Origin of the sequence: Mycobacterium riyadhense (assembly GCF_963853645.1) — a bacterium.
GTDB classification, from domain to species: domain Bacteria; phylum Actinomycetota; class Actinomycetes; order Mycobacteriales; family Mycobacteriaceae; genus Mycobacterium; species Mycobacterium riyadhense.
Window position 1 is genome coordinate 3,229,519 of record NZ_OY970456.1, and the last position, 14,237, is coordinate 3,243,755.

Annotated in this window: 13 protein-coding genes; 7 read left to right on the forward strand and 6 right to left on the reverse strand. The window is 65.6% G+C overall.

Going from position 1 to position 14,237, the window contains the following annotated elements:
• Positions 1-21 precede the first annotated feature (21 nt).
• Positions 22-1,443 carry a hypothetical protein gene (locus AADZ78_RS14565; protein ID WP_239655152.1) on the forward strand — a complete coding sequence of 474 codons (1,422 nt, stop codon included), beginning with the start codon at positions 22-24 and terminating at the stop codon, positions 1,441-1,443.
• On the opposite strand, the gene AADZ78_RS14570 is transcribed toward AADZ78_RS14565, so the two are convergent.
• Together AADZ78_RS14570 and AADZ78_RS14575 are read right to left on the reverse strand one after the other, a co-directional pair.
• Entirely contained in the window at positions 1,359-2,054 is a 696-nt protein-coding gene (locus AADZ78_RS14570; protein WP_085253550.1) for a response regulator, read from the reverse strand. The genes AADZ78_RS14565 and AADZ78_RS14570 overlap by 85 nt on opposite strands.
• Positions 2,036-3,727 carry a sensor histidine kinase gene (locus tag AADZ78_RS14575; RefSeq protein ID WP_204903396.1) on the reverse strand — a complete coding sequence of 564 codons (1,692 nt, stop codon included), beginning with the start codon at positions 3,725-3,727 and terminating at the stop codon, positions 2,036-2,038. Before AADZ78_RS14575 ends, AADZ78_RS14570 begins: the two co-directional genes overlap by 19 nt.
• A gap of 203 nt (positions 3,728-3,930) precedes the next feature.
• Between AADZ78_RS14575 and AADZ78_RS14580 the strand changes: the two genes are divergently transcribed.
• The 3 genes from AADZ78_RS14580 to AADZ78_RS14590 are packed head-to-tail and all read left to right on the forward strand — an operon-like array spanning position 3,931 to position 8,136.
• Positions 3,931-5,715 (forward strand): PE family protein, encoded by a 1,785-nt coding sequence (locus AADZ78_RS14580; RefSeq protein ID WP_085253549.1) that lies wholly within the window; start codon positions 3,931-3,933, stop codon positions 5,713-5,715.
• 37 nt (positions 5,716-5,752) lie between these two features.
• The gene (locus AADZ78_RS14585; RefSeq protein WP_085253548.1) at positions 5,753-6,667 is read left to right on the forward strand and encodes an NAD-dependent epimerase/dehydratase family protein; all 915 of its coding nucleotides are present in this window, start codon (positions 5,753-5,755) and stop codon (positions 6,665-6,667) included.
• Positions 6,664-8,136 carry an alpha-L-fucosidase gene (locus AADZ78_RS14590; RefSeq protein ID WP_085253547.1) on the forward strand — a complete coding sequence of 491 codons (1,473 nt, stop codon included), beginning with the start codon at positions 6,664-6,666 and terminating at the stop codon, positions 8,134-8,136. The genes AADZ78_RS14585 and AADZ78_RS14590 overlap by 4 nt, the downstream gene beginning before the upstream one ends.
• Here the strand turns inward: AADZ78_RS14590 and AADZ78_RS14595 are convergent.
• Positions 8,127-8,948, reverse strand: coding sequence for an alpha/beta fold hydrolase (locus AADZ78_RS14595; protein WP_085253546.1), 822 nt, complete (start codon positions 8,946-8,948; stop codon positions 8,127-8,129). The two genes, AADZ78_RS14590 and AADZ78_RS14595, sit on opposite strands and share 10 nt — an antisense overlap.
• A 159-nt stretch (positions 8,949-9,107) precedes the next feature.
• Between AADZ78_RS14595 and AADZ78_RS14600 the strand changes: the two genes are divergently transcribed.
• The gene (locus AADZ78_RS14600; protein ID WP_085253560.1) at positions 9,108-9,923 is read left to right on the forward strand and encodes a hypothetical protein; all 816 of its coding nucleotides are present in this window, start codon (positions 9,108-9,110) and stop codon (positions 9,921-9,923) included.
• The gene (locus AADZ78_RS14605) at positions 9,920-10,669 is read left to right on the forward strand and encodes a hypothetical protein (RefSeq protein WP_085253545.1); all 750 of its coding nucleotides are present in this window, start codon (positions 9,920-9,922) and stop codon (positions 10,667-10,669) included. Before AADZ78_RS14600 ends, AADZ78_RS14605 begins: the two co-directional genes overlap by 4 nt.
• Before the next feature lie 62 nt (positions 10,670-10,731).
• On the opposite strand, the gene AADZ78_RS14610 is transcribed toward AADZ78_RS14605, so the two are convergent.
• Both AADZ78_RS14610 and AADZ78_RS14615 read right to left on the reverse strand, forming a co-directional pair.
• On the reverse strand, positions 10,732-11,001 hold the full coding sequence (locus tag AADZ78_RS14610; protein ID WP_085253544.1) for a hypothetical protein: 270 nt from the start codon (positions 10,999-11,001) through the stop codon (positions 10,732-10,734).
• A 118-nt stretch (positions 11,002-11,119) separates the two neighbouring features.
• Complete coding sequence (locus tag AADZ78_RS14615; protein ID WP_169726432.1) at positions 11,120-11,389, reverse strand: EF-Tu/IF-2/RF-3 family GTPase; 270 nt, start codon at positions 11,387-11,389, stop codon at positions 11,120-11,122.
• 142 nt (positions 11,390-11,531) lie between these two features.
• Here AADZ78_RS14615 and AADZ78_RS14620 point away from each other — a divergent pair, with 142 nt between their 5' ends.
• Complete coding sequence (locus tag AADZ78_RS14620; protein WP_239655150.1) at positions 11,532-11,831, forward strand: hypothetical protein; 300 nt, start codon at positions 11,532-11,534, stop codon at positions 11,829-11,831.
• A gap of 14 nt (positions 11,832-11,845) precedes the next feature.
• On the opposite strand, the gene AADZ78_RS14625 is transcribed toward AADZ78_RS14620, so the two are convergent.
• The gene (locus AADZ78_RS14625) at positions 11,846-14,197 is read right to left on the reverse strand and encodes an arylsulfatase (protein ID WP_085253558.1); all 2,352 of its coding nucleotides are present in this window, start codon (positions 14,195-14,197) and stop codon (positions 11,846-11,848) included.
• Positions 14,198-14,237 lie beyond the last annotated feature (40 nt).

The following is a 14,237-nucleotide window of genomic DNA, read 5'->3' on the forward strand; positions in this document are numbered from 1 at the left end:
ACGAAAGCAACGAATAAGAATATGGACAATGTAATCGATCTGGCCGACCAGGCCATGTTTCTCGGGGAGCAAGCAACGGGAGCTACCGGCCTGTTGCAATGTGCCTGGGTTTACAACCGCGCGGTCGACCTCGACGGCCTGCGGCGGTTCCATCATCATCTGCAGCGGGGACGGTTGTGCCGCCGCATCGAACGGTCGCCATTGCCGTTCGGTCGGCATCGCTGGGTATCTCCCGATCGCGTGCCCGAACTCGAGATCGTCGCCACGGCCCGGCCGCGGGCAGAATTCGACGCTTGGCTCGCCGAGCAAGCCGGCTCGCCGGTGGATGCCGAGCACGGGCCCGCCTGGCACCTTGCGGCCCTGCCGTTCACCGACGGCGGCACGGGCGTAAGCCTGGTTATCTCGCATTGCCTGGCCGACGGCCTCGGGTTGTGCCAAGCGTTGGCCGACGCAGCGGTCGGTCGCGGCGTCCCGGCCCGCTGGCCCGCCGCCGGGTCACGTCGGCGGTCGACGATAGTGCGCGAAGACATCCGTCAAACCGTGCGCGACATTCCCGGCTTCGGCCGCGCCGTCGCCGCCGCGGCACGACTGGCCTGGCGCGAACGTGCGCGTGCGGCAACTGCCGCGCCACTACCCGCGCGGCCCACCACGCCGGACGAAGCCGTCACGCTGGCGATGGCAACCGTCTTTGTGGATGCCGACGACTGGGACATCTGCGCACACATCCGCGGCGCGACCAGCAATGCGCTGTTCGCGGCGGTGGCAGCCCGCCTCGCCCACCGAGTGGGACGGGTGGCCGCGGACGGCTCGCTCACATTGGCGATGCCGGTGAACGAGCGCACCGTAGGCGACACCCGGGCCAACGCGGTCACGAATGTCGACATCACCGTCGAGCGTGTCCCCAGAACCACGGACCTGCGCGAGATCCGAGCCACAATCAAGCAAGCGCTGATCCGCCACCGGGAGGTGCCCAACGAACGCTGGGCCTTGATGCCCCTCGTTCCGCTGTTACCCAAGCGTCTGGTCAGGAATTTGGTCAGCGTGGCCGCCGGCACCCCAAGCACCGTCGTCACGTCCAATCTCGGTGCGATCGACCCAACCGTCGCCCGGTTAGACGGCACCGGCGCCGATCACTTCGCAATGATGTCACTCTTTCCCGGCGTTACCACCGCGATACTGCATCGCACCGGAGGACGTCTGGCATTGGTCTCGGGAAGAGTGCACGGCCGGATCTTCATCTCGGTCCTTGCGTATCAGCCAGGCTATTGCAACACGAATGATGTTTTGCACCAAGACGTTTTGAGCACTCTGGACGATTTCTCGCTCAGCGCCTCGCCGGGCTGGCCATGCCCTGACAGTCAACGGTTGGCATCTCGGTTGGATCGGTGGGCCCCGATGTCCCTGGCTACGAATTCTTGCTCAGGCCTGCCGGTGGTGCCGTAGCGCAGCCCCACGCTGACCTCACCGGTGTTGGCCAACGCCGCGAGGTAGCGTTGGGCTGTCGCCCTTGATATGCCGATGGTCGCGGACACCTCCGCCGCCGACATTGCCGCCTCAGATGCTTGCAAAGCCTGCAGCACAAGCTGTTTGGTGGGCGAGGCCGCGGTCGCCGACGACTGAACGGGAGCGATTCTGGGGCGCAACGCATCCAGTGCCGCGTCTACGTCGCCCGCACCGAGATTTGGGCCGGCCAGGATCTTGCGGTAGCGGGCGTAGCCCGACAACCGGGCGGCCAGGTCGGTGGTGGCGAACGGTTTGACCAGGTAGCTCACGGCGCCGGCCGCCAAGGCAGCGCGGATCGTGTCGGCCTCGGTTGCGGCGGTCAGCACCATAGCGTCACCGCGCAGTTCGCGTACGAAGTCGATTCCGGATCCGTCGGGGAGGTATACGTCGACCAGGGCAAGGTCGACGGGCTCGGCCGCTCGCGCGGCCGCGAGGGTATTCGCGGTAGCGGCGACCGTAAAACCGGGCATGGCATTGATGATTCCGGCGTGCAAATTGGCGACGCGGAAGTCGTCGTCGACCACCAGCACGGTCAGGTCTGCGCCGCCCATCGCTCCTCCTCTGCCATCACGCCCGGCAGCCGGGCAATGAATTCCGCACCGGATAGTCCGAGCTGTGCGTCGGGATTGCCAGGGCTCGACAGCCAGAGGTCGCCACCGAGGGAACGGCTGATCTGGCGCGACAGCGCAAGCCCAATGCCGCGCCCGCCGGGTATCCCGGAGTCCGGCTTTGTCGTCCTGCCTTCGGTGAATAGTTGCTCGACGAAGTCGGGCCCCACGCCGTCGCCGCTGTCGGCTACCGTCACATGCAGTGTCGAACCGTCTTGCAGCAGTTCGACTTCCACTTCTTTGGTCGCGTTGGCGCTTATTCGGGCGGCATCGATCCCGTTGTCGACCAAGTTGCCCACCACGGTAGTGACGTCCACCGGCAGTTCCAGCCGGCCAGACACCCAGGTGTTCTCCCCGATTTTCAGGGTCACGCCGGCTTCGCGGGCGGCAGCGGCCTTAGCCGCCAGGAATGCCTGCAAGTGGGTGTCACGGATGGAGTCAATTCCCGCGAGGGAAGATCCCAACGGACCCGAACCGAGGAGCTCCTCCAGATACTGCAACCCCTCCTCGACGTGACCGCCGTGCAACAGCCCATTCAACAGATGCAGACGGTTGGCGAACTCATGGCGCTGTGCGCGCAGCGCCGTGCTCATCACCTGCACGGCGTCCAGCTGCCGCGTCAACGACTCGATATCGGTTCGATCCCGCACCACCAGTACGGTTCCCAACTCCCGCCCGTCGCGGGCGACCGGTCGCGCCGAGACCACCACGATCCGCTCACCGACGGTGGCCAACGTGGGCGCTGCGTCGGCGGCCTTGAACACGTCGAGGACTCGCGGGGTCAACCCGACGTCGTCAACGCGGCGCCCCCGTTCGTTGCCGATCTTGAGCAGCCGACACGCCTCGTCGTTGACGAGGGTGATGCTCCCGGTCGTATCGGCTGCAAGCACACCCTCGTCAATCCCGTGCAGCACCGCCGCCTGCGTTCGTACCAGCTCTGCCATTTCGGCGGGCCGCAGACCCAGGGTGAGTCCCCGCCAGCGCCGGGCCAGCACCACAGCGCCGCCGACGCCGATGAGCAGGGCCGCGCCGCCAAGCGGGGCCAAGACTCGAAGATTGTGCGAAAACTGTACGTCAAAGGCTTTCGTGGAGATGCCAACGCTGACCATCCCCAGCACACGATCCGAACCCGGTTCCAGGACTGGCACTTTGGCGACAATCGAGCGCCCGAGGGTGCCGGATTGATGGACCACCTGCTCGTGTCCGGCAAGCGCCTCGGCGGGATCGGTACTGACCGTGCGACCCAGCTCGCTGCGATGGGGATGCGCGAGCCTGATGCCGTGTGTGTTGGCGATGACGACGAATTGCACATGGGTGCGCTGCTCAACCCGTGAGGCGACGCTTTGCAGCGGACCGGTCGCCAATTCGTCGACCAACTCGGGGCTGAGGATCAGCGCACTGTCGTCGTAGCGCGAGATGTTGTTAAGAACCGTTGGGGAGGAGGCCACAACGCGAGCGATATCCAACGCATGATCGCCGTACTGAAGGTCCAGCCGGTGTCGATTGAACTGCGCAAACAGCCCAAACGCGACGACCAGCGTCAGCGTCACGAGCACAAGTTGCAGCAGCAATACCCGGCTGGCGAGCCGCAAGTCGATGCGACCCTTGGAGGCCATGCGGGGACGTTACCACGCGCGCTGAGCAAAATGCGCAAAAGTCGACGGATACGCGATGCCTACTCCCTCAAAAAGGGGAGGAAATTTCATCCACAAAATCGGCCATTTGTCCCATACACGCGCCGCCAAACGGAGCCGAAAGTAATAGGTGAGCCGAATAACGACTCAGTAACGAAATCCAATCGAACATAAGGGGTCGAAGAATGTTCGTGTTGGTCGCCCCGGAGATCGTGGCGACGGCAGCGGCGGATGTAGCGCGGATCGGTTCGTCACTGCGTTCGGCAAACGCGGCGGCAGTTGCCCCGACCACGGCAGTATTGGCCGCAGGCGCCGACGAGGTGTCGGTAGCGCTGGCGTCGCTCTTCTCCGGGCACGGCCAGGCGTATCAGCAGCTAAGCGCTCAGGCGACGGCGTTTCACGACCATTTCGTCCAGGCCCTCAATTCGACTTCGGCGACCTATGCAGCCGCCGAGGCCACCAACGCATCGCCAATGCAGCAGCTACTCAACGTGATCAACGCGCCGACCGAGGCACTCGTGGGTCGCCCGCTAATCGGCAATGGGGCCGACGCGGCGCCGGGCTCCGGCGCAAATGGCGGGGCTGGCGGGATGCTGTTGGGCAATGGCGGTACCGGCGGGTCCGGCGCTGCCGGCCAGGCCGGCGGTGCCGGCGGCGCGGCCGGGCTGATCGGCAACGGTGGTGCGGGCGGGGCCGGCGGCGCCGGCGCGAACGGCGGGACCGGCGGGAGCGGCGGCTGGCTGTACGGTAACGGCGGCAACGGCGGTAACGGCGGTAACGCGACGTCGGTCACCACCACCGGTGGCGGCGGGGGCGCCGGCGGCGATGCCGGGCTGTGGGGCGCAGGCGGTCATGGGGGCGCCGGCGGCGCCGGGATGACCGGAGCGGACGCAGTCAACCCCCCACCCGCAACCGACCCAAACCTGAATGGCGCAGCAGGTAGCAGCAATCAAGTCAACAAGGCCGGCACCGTCCTCGGCGGGAAGGGCGGTCCAGGGCAACCCGGCAGCGCGGGCATCAACGGCGGTAGCGGCGGTAGTGGTGGCAACGCCGACGCCACTCGGGCTGACGGAGCAACATTGGCGTCCGGGGCCCAGGCCGGTAACGGAGGCGACGGCGGTGACGGCGGCGCCGGCGGCGCCAATGGCGGTGACGGCGGCGCGGCCGGCTACGCGCGCACAAGCCACAATGTGGCCGCCGCGGGTTGGGGCGGTCACGCCGGTGACGGTGGCGGCGGCCTGGACGGTCACGGCGGCAGCGCCGGTGGCGCCGGCGGCAATGGCGGGCGCGGCGGGCTGCTGGTCGGTAACGGCGGTGACGGCGGCATCGGCGGCGTCGGCGGCTATGGCGGCAGCGCTTCGGGCGGCGGTGCCGGCGGGGCAGGCGGTGGCCACAACCCGGTCGATTCGTCGTCCACGCTCGCGGCATACAGCTCCATCGACGACGCCTTCGGCGGCAATGGCGGATCCGGCGGGGCTGGCGGCGCCGGCGGGCAAGGTGGTCTGGGAGCCGCCGGAGGCGCGGGCGGTAACGGCGGTGCTGGTGGGCTGCTGGCCGGCAACGGGGGCGTCGGCGGACACGGCGGCGCCGGTGGGGCTGGCGGCGCCGGTGGCCTGGGCGGCAACGGGGGCGACGGTGCCGCGGGTGGTAGCGCGGGTGCCCCCAATGGGTCGGCTACCGGCGGTATCGGCGGCGACGGTGGCGACGCCGGCAACGGCGGCGACGGCGGCGACGGCGGTGCCGGTGGTCACGGTGGCGCCGGCGGACGCGGCGGCCTGCTCGGCAAGCATGGCGCGTCAGGCATCGGCGGTAACGGCGGTGTCGGCGGCGACGGCGGCGCGCGCGGCGACGCGGGTAGTGGAGGCGTCGCCGGCTTGGGCTTGGGGGCAGCATTCCATAACGGCTCTGCCGGTCCCGACGGAAACCCGGGCTTCGACGGGACCGATGGGACTGCCGGCAACCCCGGTTGACGGTCGGGCCGCAGAGCGAGCCGCATAACATCGGCGCATGCGCGCCTCGAAGATTCTGATCACCGGGGTCACCGGCCAGGTCGCCGCTCCCATAGCCATGGCCCTGGCATCCGACAACGAGGTCTGGGGTATTGCCCGCTTCACCGACGCCGCCGCTCGTGCCAGCCTCGAGCAAGCGGGCGTTCGGTGCCAGTCGGTGAACCTGACCGCCGGCGACTTCAGCTCGATCCCTTCGGATTTCGACTACGTCCTCAACTTGGCGGTGGCCAAGAGCGGCAACTGGGACAAGGATCTGGGCGCCAATGCCGAGTCGGTTGGTTTGTTGATGGCCCACTGCTGCGCCGACTCTGTCTTGAAGGCGTTTCTGCATTGCTCGTCGGCGGCCGTCTACGACCCGCCCGGCGACGAACCGCGGACCGAGCGTGCCGCTTTAGGCGACAACCACAAGGTGCTGTTCCCCACGTATTCGATTTCCAAGATCGCCGGGGAGGCCGTCGCACGATCGATGGCGCGCGCCCTTGAGGTTCCCGCCACGATCGCTCGGCTCAACGTTCCGTACGGAAACAACGGCGGGTGGCCGTACTTCCATATGGAGATGATGTTGGCCGGGATCGCCATCCCGGTCCCGCCCGGCGGACCGGCGCGCTACAACCCGATCCATGAAGACGACATCATCGCGACCATCCCCAAACTGCTTGCGGCGGCGTCAGTTCCGGCCACCACCGTCAATTGGGCGGGCGACCAGATCGTCAGCATCCAGGATTGGTGTAGTTATATCGGCACGCTGGTCGGCCGCGAGCCGGTATTCGACGAGAGCCAACAAGCGCTGCGTGGCAACCCCGTCGACGTGACCAGGCTGCACGAACTTATCGGCGGCGGAACCACCGTCGACTGGCGGGACGGGATACGCCGCATGGTCGCAAAGTTTCACCCAGAGCTCGTCAGCGCGTGAAATCGATTCGCGGCGTTAAGCAGTCGTTTGACGCACGTCCCGTGCCCCAGTGGTTCGAGGACGCCAAATACGGCATCTTCATCCACTGGGGCCTATATTCGGTTCCTGGCTGGGCACCGCTCGAGGCCGACATCCGGGAACTCATGGCAACGAAGGGACCAGCGTATTGGCTCAAGCACAACCCATATGCCGAGTGGTACCAGAATACGATTCAGATCGCCGGCAGCCCGTCGCGACGACATCACCTCGAGACCTACGGTCCGGACTTCCGCTACGACGACTTCAAGCCGATGTTCAACGACGCCGCGCGCCAGTTCGATCCAGCCTCCTGGGCCGACTTGTTCGCGCGGGCGCAGGCTCGCTACGTGGTTCTCACCACCAAGCATCACGACGGGTTCACGTTGTGGCCGAGCCGACATCCCAACCCACACAAGGATTCCTGGCATGCCGACCGTGACCTCGTCGGTGACCTGACGACCGCGGTGCGCGACCGAGACCTGAAGATGGGGCTGTATTACTCGGGCGGGTACGACTGGACATTCAACCCGGCCACCATTACCGACTTCGCCGGCATGGCCGGCTCGCTGGTTCAGACCGACGAATACACCAGGTACGCAAGCGATCACGTCCGCGAGCTGGTCGATCGCTACCAGCCCTCAGTGCTGTGGAACGACATCGGGTACCCGCCACAGGCCGACCTCGCCGAGCTGTTCACCTACTACTACGACCGGGTGCCCGACGGGGTGATCAATGACCGCTGGGCCCAGCTGCGGCTGCCGACGGGTCGCGGGACGAGACCGTTGCTGATGCGTGGCCTCAGCCTGGCGAGCGCAGTCTGGAAGTATCTCCCCGACCGCGTCAAGGTTCTCGATTTTCCTACCGGTTTCCACTACGACTTTCGCACGCCCGAATACACGCAGTACGACGCGATCAAGCCATACAAATGGGAGTCGACCCGTGGGGTAGGGCACTCCTTCGGGAACAACCGCATGGAGGGTCCCGACGACATGCTGTCGCTGCCCGAGCTTGCCCGTTCCTTCGCCGACCTGGTGAGCAAGAACGGCAATCTGCTGCTCGGCATCGGACCGTACCCGGACGGGACGATCCCCGAATTGCAGGCAAAGCTGCTCACCGACTTCGGAATGTGGCTCGACGTGACCGGTGAGGCCTACTTCGGTACCCGCCCCTGGGTGAGGGCCGAGGCTACCACCACCGACGGCACCCAGGTGCGTTTCACCCAGAGTGACGACGCCCTGTACGCGACGATGCTGCAGGCGCCGGGGGAGCGTCGCATCGGTATACGTGGCATTTCGGGCGATTCGGATACCAAGGTCGAGCTGCTAGGTGGCGGCGTCTTGGAACACGAACACGCAGACGATCGCATCACGGCCACCTTCCCCGACGCGTTGGACGTCTGGCCGGCCTACGCGCTGAAGATCACACCAAAGCCACGCGTCGATCAGAGGTGAGTCAAAAGCCGCTCGGCAAACGTTTCGGGGTGCTCCCGGTGCATGAAGTGCCCGCCCGGAACCTCCTCAACTATGTAGTCACTCTTGAACATTCGGGCGGCACCCCGATAGTCCGAAGGCGCAACGATCGGATCGTCGAGCCCCGCGAACACCACCGTCGGCACCGTGATTCGCGTCTTCAGTGACGCCGACGGGACGGGGGAGAGCTTTCGGTAGTAGCCGAATGCCGCGTTCAAGCTCGCCGGGTTGGAAAAGCTTGCGCGGATGGCGTCGAACTCGCTCGAGTCGGGGTTCCAGGTCGGCGACCAACGCCGATAGATCGCGGGAAGCGCTGCGAAGTCGTTGCGCGCGAAACGTTTCGGCGCCCCCGGCAGCTTGTAGACCGCGAAGTGGCGGGCGCCCCAAAGCTTCTTCGGTGATGGCTTGAGCGCGGCGGGGTGCGGAATGCCGACGACAACCAGCTTTTTCACCCGGTCCGGGTCGAGCGCAGCCGCGCCGTATGCGGCCGAGGCTCCCCAGTCGTGCCCGATCACTATGGCGTCACCGGCGCCGAGTGCGTCAATCAACGCAAGTGGATCGCGCGCCAATGTCTCTTGATCGGGATCCCGGTTGGGCACTGCGCTCGGGTGGTATCCGCGCATGAATGGGCTGACTGCGCGGTATCCCTTGGCGGCGATTCGCGGACGAAGATCGTCCCAGGTGTGCGCCGTGTCCGGGAACCCGTGCAGCATGAGCACCAGTGGCCCAGCGCCCTCCTCGAGATAGGCGAACTTCAGCCCGTTCGCGTCGACAAAATGAATCGCATCAGCCATGGACTGGGGACGATACGCCAATCGCGGCGAACTCAACAGAGCCGATCAACGCCGTTGTGTCCTTGAGCTGAATCGCCGCTGCACCGCGCTAATGTGTACGCCGACGACCCCGGTGGCAATGCGGACGCCGCGCAGGCCGGCCCCGCGGGGAGGAGCACGATGCGGTCCGCGACGGCTGGCCAACCGTGGCCGCGGGTGGTGAGCGCTATCGCTCTTGCCGTTCTCGGCACCTGCGGCCTGGCCTTGCTGGTGACCGCACCGCACCCAAGTCGGGCCGCCAGCTCAACGGCGAGCCTGGCGTCTCGAACGGATTGGGCTCTCGCGACGGCGTTGCCGGCCAGCGCCGACTTCCCGGCTGACTGGGGGTACTCGTTGACGGGGCGGTTGCAGCGAGCCGCACCGTCGCCCGCAGAGGCGTTGGCGGCCCAGCCAAGTCCCGCTCCGGCGGCGGTTTATGCGCCGGAGACATGCGGGAGCATCCCGAAAATCCTCGATCATTCCGGGGGCGCGCTGGCCGCCTACGTCCAAGTCGATCGGTACGCCCAGGTGTTCGTGCAGGACGCTCCACCCCCGGACGCTGCCGCGACTGGGGAAGGTCGCGAACACGGGCCGAATGCGCGGTTTGCGATCTGGGTCGTTCCCGACGGCCCGACCCGGATCGCGAGTTACTTGAAATGGCTGGACCAATGCGGCGCCTACCGAGTCACCAACTACTTTCTGGATGGCCAGGTCAAGGACCAGCGCAACGTTACGAGCCAGGTAGAAGCCCGATCGGCGGACGGCGCCGACGCCGCCGTCACAGTCACCAGGACGTTCACCACGATCGGCAGCCACGACCCTTCGTCGACCTACCATGTCTCCTACTACGCCGTGCGCGGTGTCCTGTTGGAATGCACCATCTACATGGAGGGCGCCGAACTCGACCAGGTAAAGCAGATCGCGTTCCACACGCTGACAAAGCTGCGCGGGCTATGAACAGTGCGTCTCGACTCCGCAAGCCGCGCCGGGCGTGGCCGATCGCCGCTGCGTTGTGCGTGATCGCAACCGCCGCAGTGCTGATCACCGCACCATCGGTGCTCGACGGCTGGCGAAACCGGGGCCCGTCCGGGCCCGAGGGGCTGGCCCCGAAGCTGGCCGCGCTGAGCGACCAGCAGTTGGCGGATCTGCTGCCGAAGGAGGGCGAATTTCCGGCCTCTTGGACGGTCAGCGAAATCAAGGAGCTGTCGGATACGTTCGGCTACTTGAGATATCACGTATCCGACGAAGGGCTGGGCTTTGACCCGGTCGAGTGCTTCTCGGTGGTGGGTGTGGCCTCGACCGGCGCTTTCGACGCCGCGGAGGTCTTCGGGCACGACCCCGCCGATCCGCCAGAGGTCGCCGACCGGAGGGACATCCGCCTGATGGTCGGCCGGGAATTCGATCCGGCCGGATTTGACACGTTCACCGGCCTGGTTTCGCGGTGTTTGCGTTTCAGCAGCGCCGCCGTCGGCTCCTATACAGTGCGCATCCTCGAAGACGCGCACCCCTCCACCGGGCCGCAACGCTTTCGGTATTCGATCACCACCACAATCGGCGGTGACCCCGCCGACGCGACCCGGATTGACTACTACTCCTACGCACGCACATCCGGGTTAGTCCTGACCGGTACCGCCAGCGACGGCCATCAACAGTCCTTCGACGCACTCTTCGACAGCACGCTGCGCCGTATCACCGAACGCTGACGCGACGACCATTCGGCCCGAACCCGAGCACAGTCCGGACCGATTGGCGCTATGTCGCGACATCACACACGTTCAGAGCCGGGCCCCTTGGTGTAGCGGGTCAGGAACCCGATGGCCGCGACGGCAGCGACCGCACCGATTACGCCCCAGAGCACGAGTTGGAAGGCCAACGCACCCACGAACCAGCCGAACGTCATCGAGATGTACAGCAGCCAGATCACGCGGAACAGAGACCAAGCGGCCAGGATGGCGCTGCCAATCCCGATGGCCAGGCTGTATTGGCGATCGACACGGTTGATCTTTTCTTCGATGCTGGCGGGCACGATCTTCATTTGCGGTCTTCCTTTCCTGAGCTGTCGCCTCGATGGCGTCGTTATTGCGGCAAGTACATACCCGTTGGGCGGCTACCGATCCCAACAACACCTCACCCAATGGCGGCGACTGCCCGGACTATGCGAGAAAGACGCCCGCCGACGTGATCACATCTCCGGCAGCGAGGTCGCTCGTAGTGAGCTTCTTGAAGAGCAGGCCAACGTTGTCGCCCGAGGTCGCGGTGTCCAACTTTTTGCGGAATGCCTCGATCGCGTCGACCCTGACGCCCGGCCCGTCGTTGATTCGCACCTCATCACCGACCCTCAGTTCGCCGTACTCCACCCGGCCGGTGGCCACCGCCCCGCGACCACGGATGAAGAACACGTCCTGAACCGTCATGCGAAACATGTGCGGCAACGCTACACCGGCCACGAAGTGGGTTCGACGATGACGCACACGGCAAGCTGGTTAACTGGCATTCGTGGGCTGGTTTCAGCGAGCGAGGAAAGCCAATGCGGGCCAGCGGGTCACGCGGTCCGACAAGCGGCAAGTGGTTGACACCTCGGCCGAACTTAACGCGCTCAACGCCGATCGGGAACGCCTGATGCGCGAGGGCCTGGTGGGTGTCGCAACGATCATCGGCATCCGAGAGAACGTCGCGACCACGATGCTGGGCACCTGGCATGAGCTGGTGCTGGACGTGCACTTGCCGGACCGCGACCCATACCGCGCCGCACGGCGCATCGCGCTAGAGCTGTCGACCGCCCCGCACATCAAGGTCGGTGCCGAGGTGCCGGTGCGAGTCGATCCCCGGGACCAATTGAAGCTCTTGGTCGTCGCGACGTTGTAAATGTCCAGCCGCGCCTATTGCTTGGCCATGGCGACGAGCAGCCGGTCCTGCGGCTTGATCAAGTGATCCTGGCTGTCGCCACCGACTTCCAGCTGTACCCAGGCGATTTCGCCGGTGAACGCGTTGCCGGTCGCCTCGTAATCCGGTGCGCATGGCGAACCCGTGCTGCGCCCGACATCGCATGCCTCGTCGGCGGAAAAGGCCATCGGCTGGGTGATGTCCACGCGCCCCTTGCCGACGGCGACGCCGTCGTAATACAGGGTGACGTCACCGCCCTTGGCGAGACCGTCTCCGTCGTAGGCGAATTCCATGCGGACTTGGTGGTTGCCTGCCGGGATCGGTTCGTCGGCGGCCACCATGAACCGGTGAATGCCCAGGAAGTTGTAGCAATACTTCAGCCGGCCTTCATAGGCGTACAGCGCCCACCCGCCGACCAAACCGCCCTGGCTGATAATCACGCCGTTGGCACCTGCTTCGGGGACGGTGACATTCGCCGTCACCGAGTGAGATGTGTTCTTCAGTCCCAGCACGCAGTTTTCGCTGACCCGCATCCCGGGGAACAACAGCTGCCGGTTTCCGCGAATCAGTTTGGGGCGCCCGGCGATATCGGGATTGAAGCGCTCGAACGAACGGTCGTCGAGCGGCAGCACGTTGTACTTCACGGCCTCGATGAGCCAAAGCCGCTGCAGCTCTGCCAGCTTCTGCGGATGGTCCTTGGCCAGGTCGTGGGCCTGGGTCCAGTCGTCAGGTCCGTAGAGCTCCCATTCGTCGTCGTCGAACGCGGGCGCATCGAGTAACCACGGGGTGCGGTGCTTGGTGACCGCCATCCAGCCCTTGTGATAGATGCCGCGGTTGCCCAGGCATTCGAAGTACTGCAGATCGTGGTTTTCGGGCGCTTCGGCGTCACGCAGCGTGGCCAACATGCTCACGCCTTCGATCGGTGCCTGCTGAATTCCGTTGACCGACATCGGCGCGGGTAGCCCGGCCGCTTCCAGGATGGTGGGGGCCACATCGATCACATGGTGGAACTGGTGGCGGCACTGGCCTTTCTCGGCAAACCCATTGGGCCAGTGCACAACCGTGCCATTTCGAGTACCGCCCCAATGCGACGCGATCTGCTTGGTCCACTGATAGGGCGTGCACAATGCGTGTGCCCAGCCCACGGCGTAGTGGTTATAGGCGCGCGGCGTTCCGAAGTCGTCAATCTTGCTTTGCAGAAACTCCGGGCTTTCGATGCCACCTAACCCGTTGAGTGTGGTCATCTCGTTGAAGCAGCCAAGCGGAGTGCCCTCGGCTGAGGCGCCGTTGTCGCCGATGATGTAGATGATCAAGGTGTCGTCAAGGACACCTAGATCGGCGATCGCGTCGACCACACGACCCACCTCGTGGTCCGTTTGCTCTAGGAAGCCGGCGTAGATCTCCATTTGCCGCGCCAGCACCGGTTTCAAATCGGCGGGCATGTCGTCCCAGGCCGGGATCTCCGTGTGGCGCTTGGTCAATTCTGCGCCTTCGGGTATCACACCAAGTTGCTTCTGTCTCGCGTAGATCCGCTCCCGCATCACGTCCCAGCCGTCGTCGAATTTGCCCTTGTACTTGTCGGACCAGCGCGCCGGCACATGGTGGGGGGCGTGCGTGGCGCCCGGCGCGAAGTACATGACGAACGGCTTGTCTGGGGCCAGCGCCTTCTGCTGGCGCACCCAGGTGATCGCGCGATCGGCGAGATCTTCGGTGAGTGTGTAGCCCTCCTCGGGTGTCTTTGGCGGCTCGACCGGGGTCGTGCCCTCGTAGAGCCCGGGGTAATACTGATTGGCCTCCGCCCCGACGAAACCGTAGAAATATTCGAATCCCGCACCGGTCGGCCACTGATCAAACGGTCCGACCAGGGAAACTTCCCACGGTGGAACCTCGTGACACTTGCCGAACTGAGCCGTCGAATACCCGTTCAGCCGCAGAGTTTCGGCGATGGATGCCTTGTCTTTTGGCCGCACACTGCTGTATCCGGGGGCCGAAGTGGCCAACTCGGTGACCCCGCCCGCGCCGACGGAGTGGTGGTTACGGCCGGTCAGCAACGCCTGACGGGTGGGCGAGCACAGCGCGGTGGTGTGGAATCGGGTGAGCTTGAGGCCGCCGGCGGCGAGGCGCTCGGCGGTGGGGGTATGACAAGGTCCGCCGAATGCCGAGGACGCGCTAAATCCCACATCATCGAGCAGCACGATCAATACGTTGGGCGCGCCCGCCGGCGGGCGCAGCATTGTGATCGGCGGATACGTCGTGTTGGGATCCTTGGCGTCGTACGTCGTCAAGCCAACATGCTTGCGATCCACGATCGGCAGACTTTCCCGCATCACCTGGCGCGGCTCCGTCATCATCTTTCCCTTCTCGAACAGTTCGCGGGCGTCGGGACGG

Excerpts from the sequence above, each read along its gene's own strand:
- AADZ78_RS14595 (WP_085253546.1), bottom strand. The coding sequence starts at position 8,948 with ATGGCTGATGCGATTCATTTTGTCGACGCGAACGGGCTGAAGTTCGCC.
- AADZ78_RS14580 (WP_085253549.1), top strand. The coding sequence starts at position 3,931 with ATGTTCGTGTTGGTCGCCCCGGAGATCGTGGCGACGGCAGCGGCGGAT.
- AADZ78_RS14605 (WP_085253545.1), top strand. The coding sequence starts at position 9,920 with ATGAACAGTGCGTCTCGACTCCGCAAGCCGCGCCGGGCGTGGCCGATC.
- AADZ78_RS14570 (WP_085253550.1), bottom strand. The coding sequence starts at position 2,054 with ATGGGCGGCGCAGACCTGACCGTGCTGGTGGTCGACGACGACTTCCGC.
- AADZ78_RS14575 (WP_204903396.1), bottom strand. The coding sequence starts at position 3,727 with ATGGCCTCCAAGGGTCGCATCGACTTGCGGCTCGCCAGCCGGGTATTG.
- AADZ78_RS14615 (WP_169726432.1), bottom strand. The coding sequence starts at position 11,389 with ATGTTTCGCATGACGGTTCAGGACGTGTTCTTCATCCGTGGTCGCGGG.
- AADZ78_RS14600 (WP_085253560.1), top strand. The coding sequence starts at position 9,108 with ATGCGGTCCGCGACGGCTGGCCAACCGTGGCCGCGGGTGGTGAGCGCT.
- AADZ78_RS14625 (WP_085253558.1), bottom strand. The coding sequence starts at position 14,197 with ATGACGGAGCCGCGCCAGGTGATGCGGGAAAGTCTGCCGATCGTGGAT.
- AADZ78_RS14585 (WP_085253548.1), top strand. The coding sequence starts at position 5,753 with ATGCGCGCCTCGAAGATTCTGATCACCGGGGTCACCGGCCAGGTCGCC.
- AADZ78_RS14565 (WP_239655152.1), top strand. The coding sequence starts at position 22 with ATGGACAATGTAATCGATCTGGCCGACCAGGCCATGTTTCTCGGGGAG.
- AADZ78_RS14610 (WP_085253544.1), bottom strand. The coding sequence starts at position 11,001 with ATGAAGATCGTGCCCGCCAGCATCGAAGAAAAGATCAACCGTGTCGAT.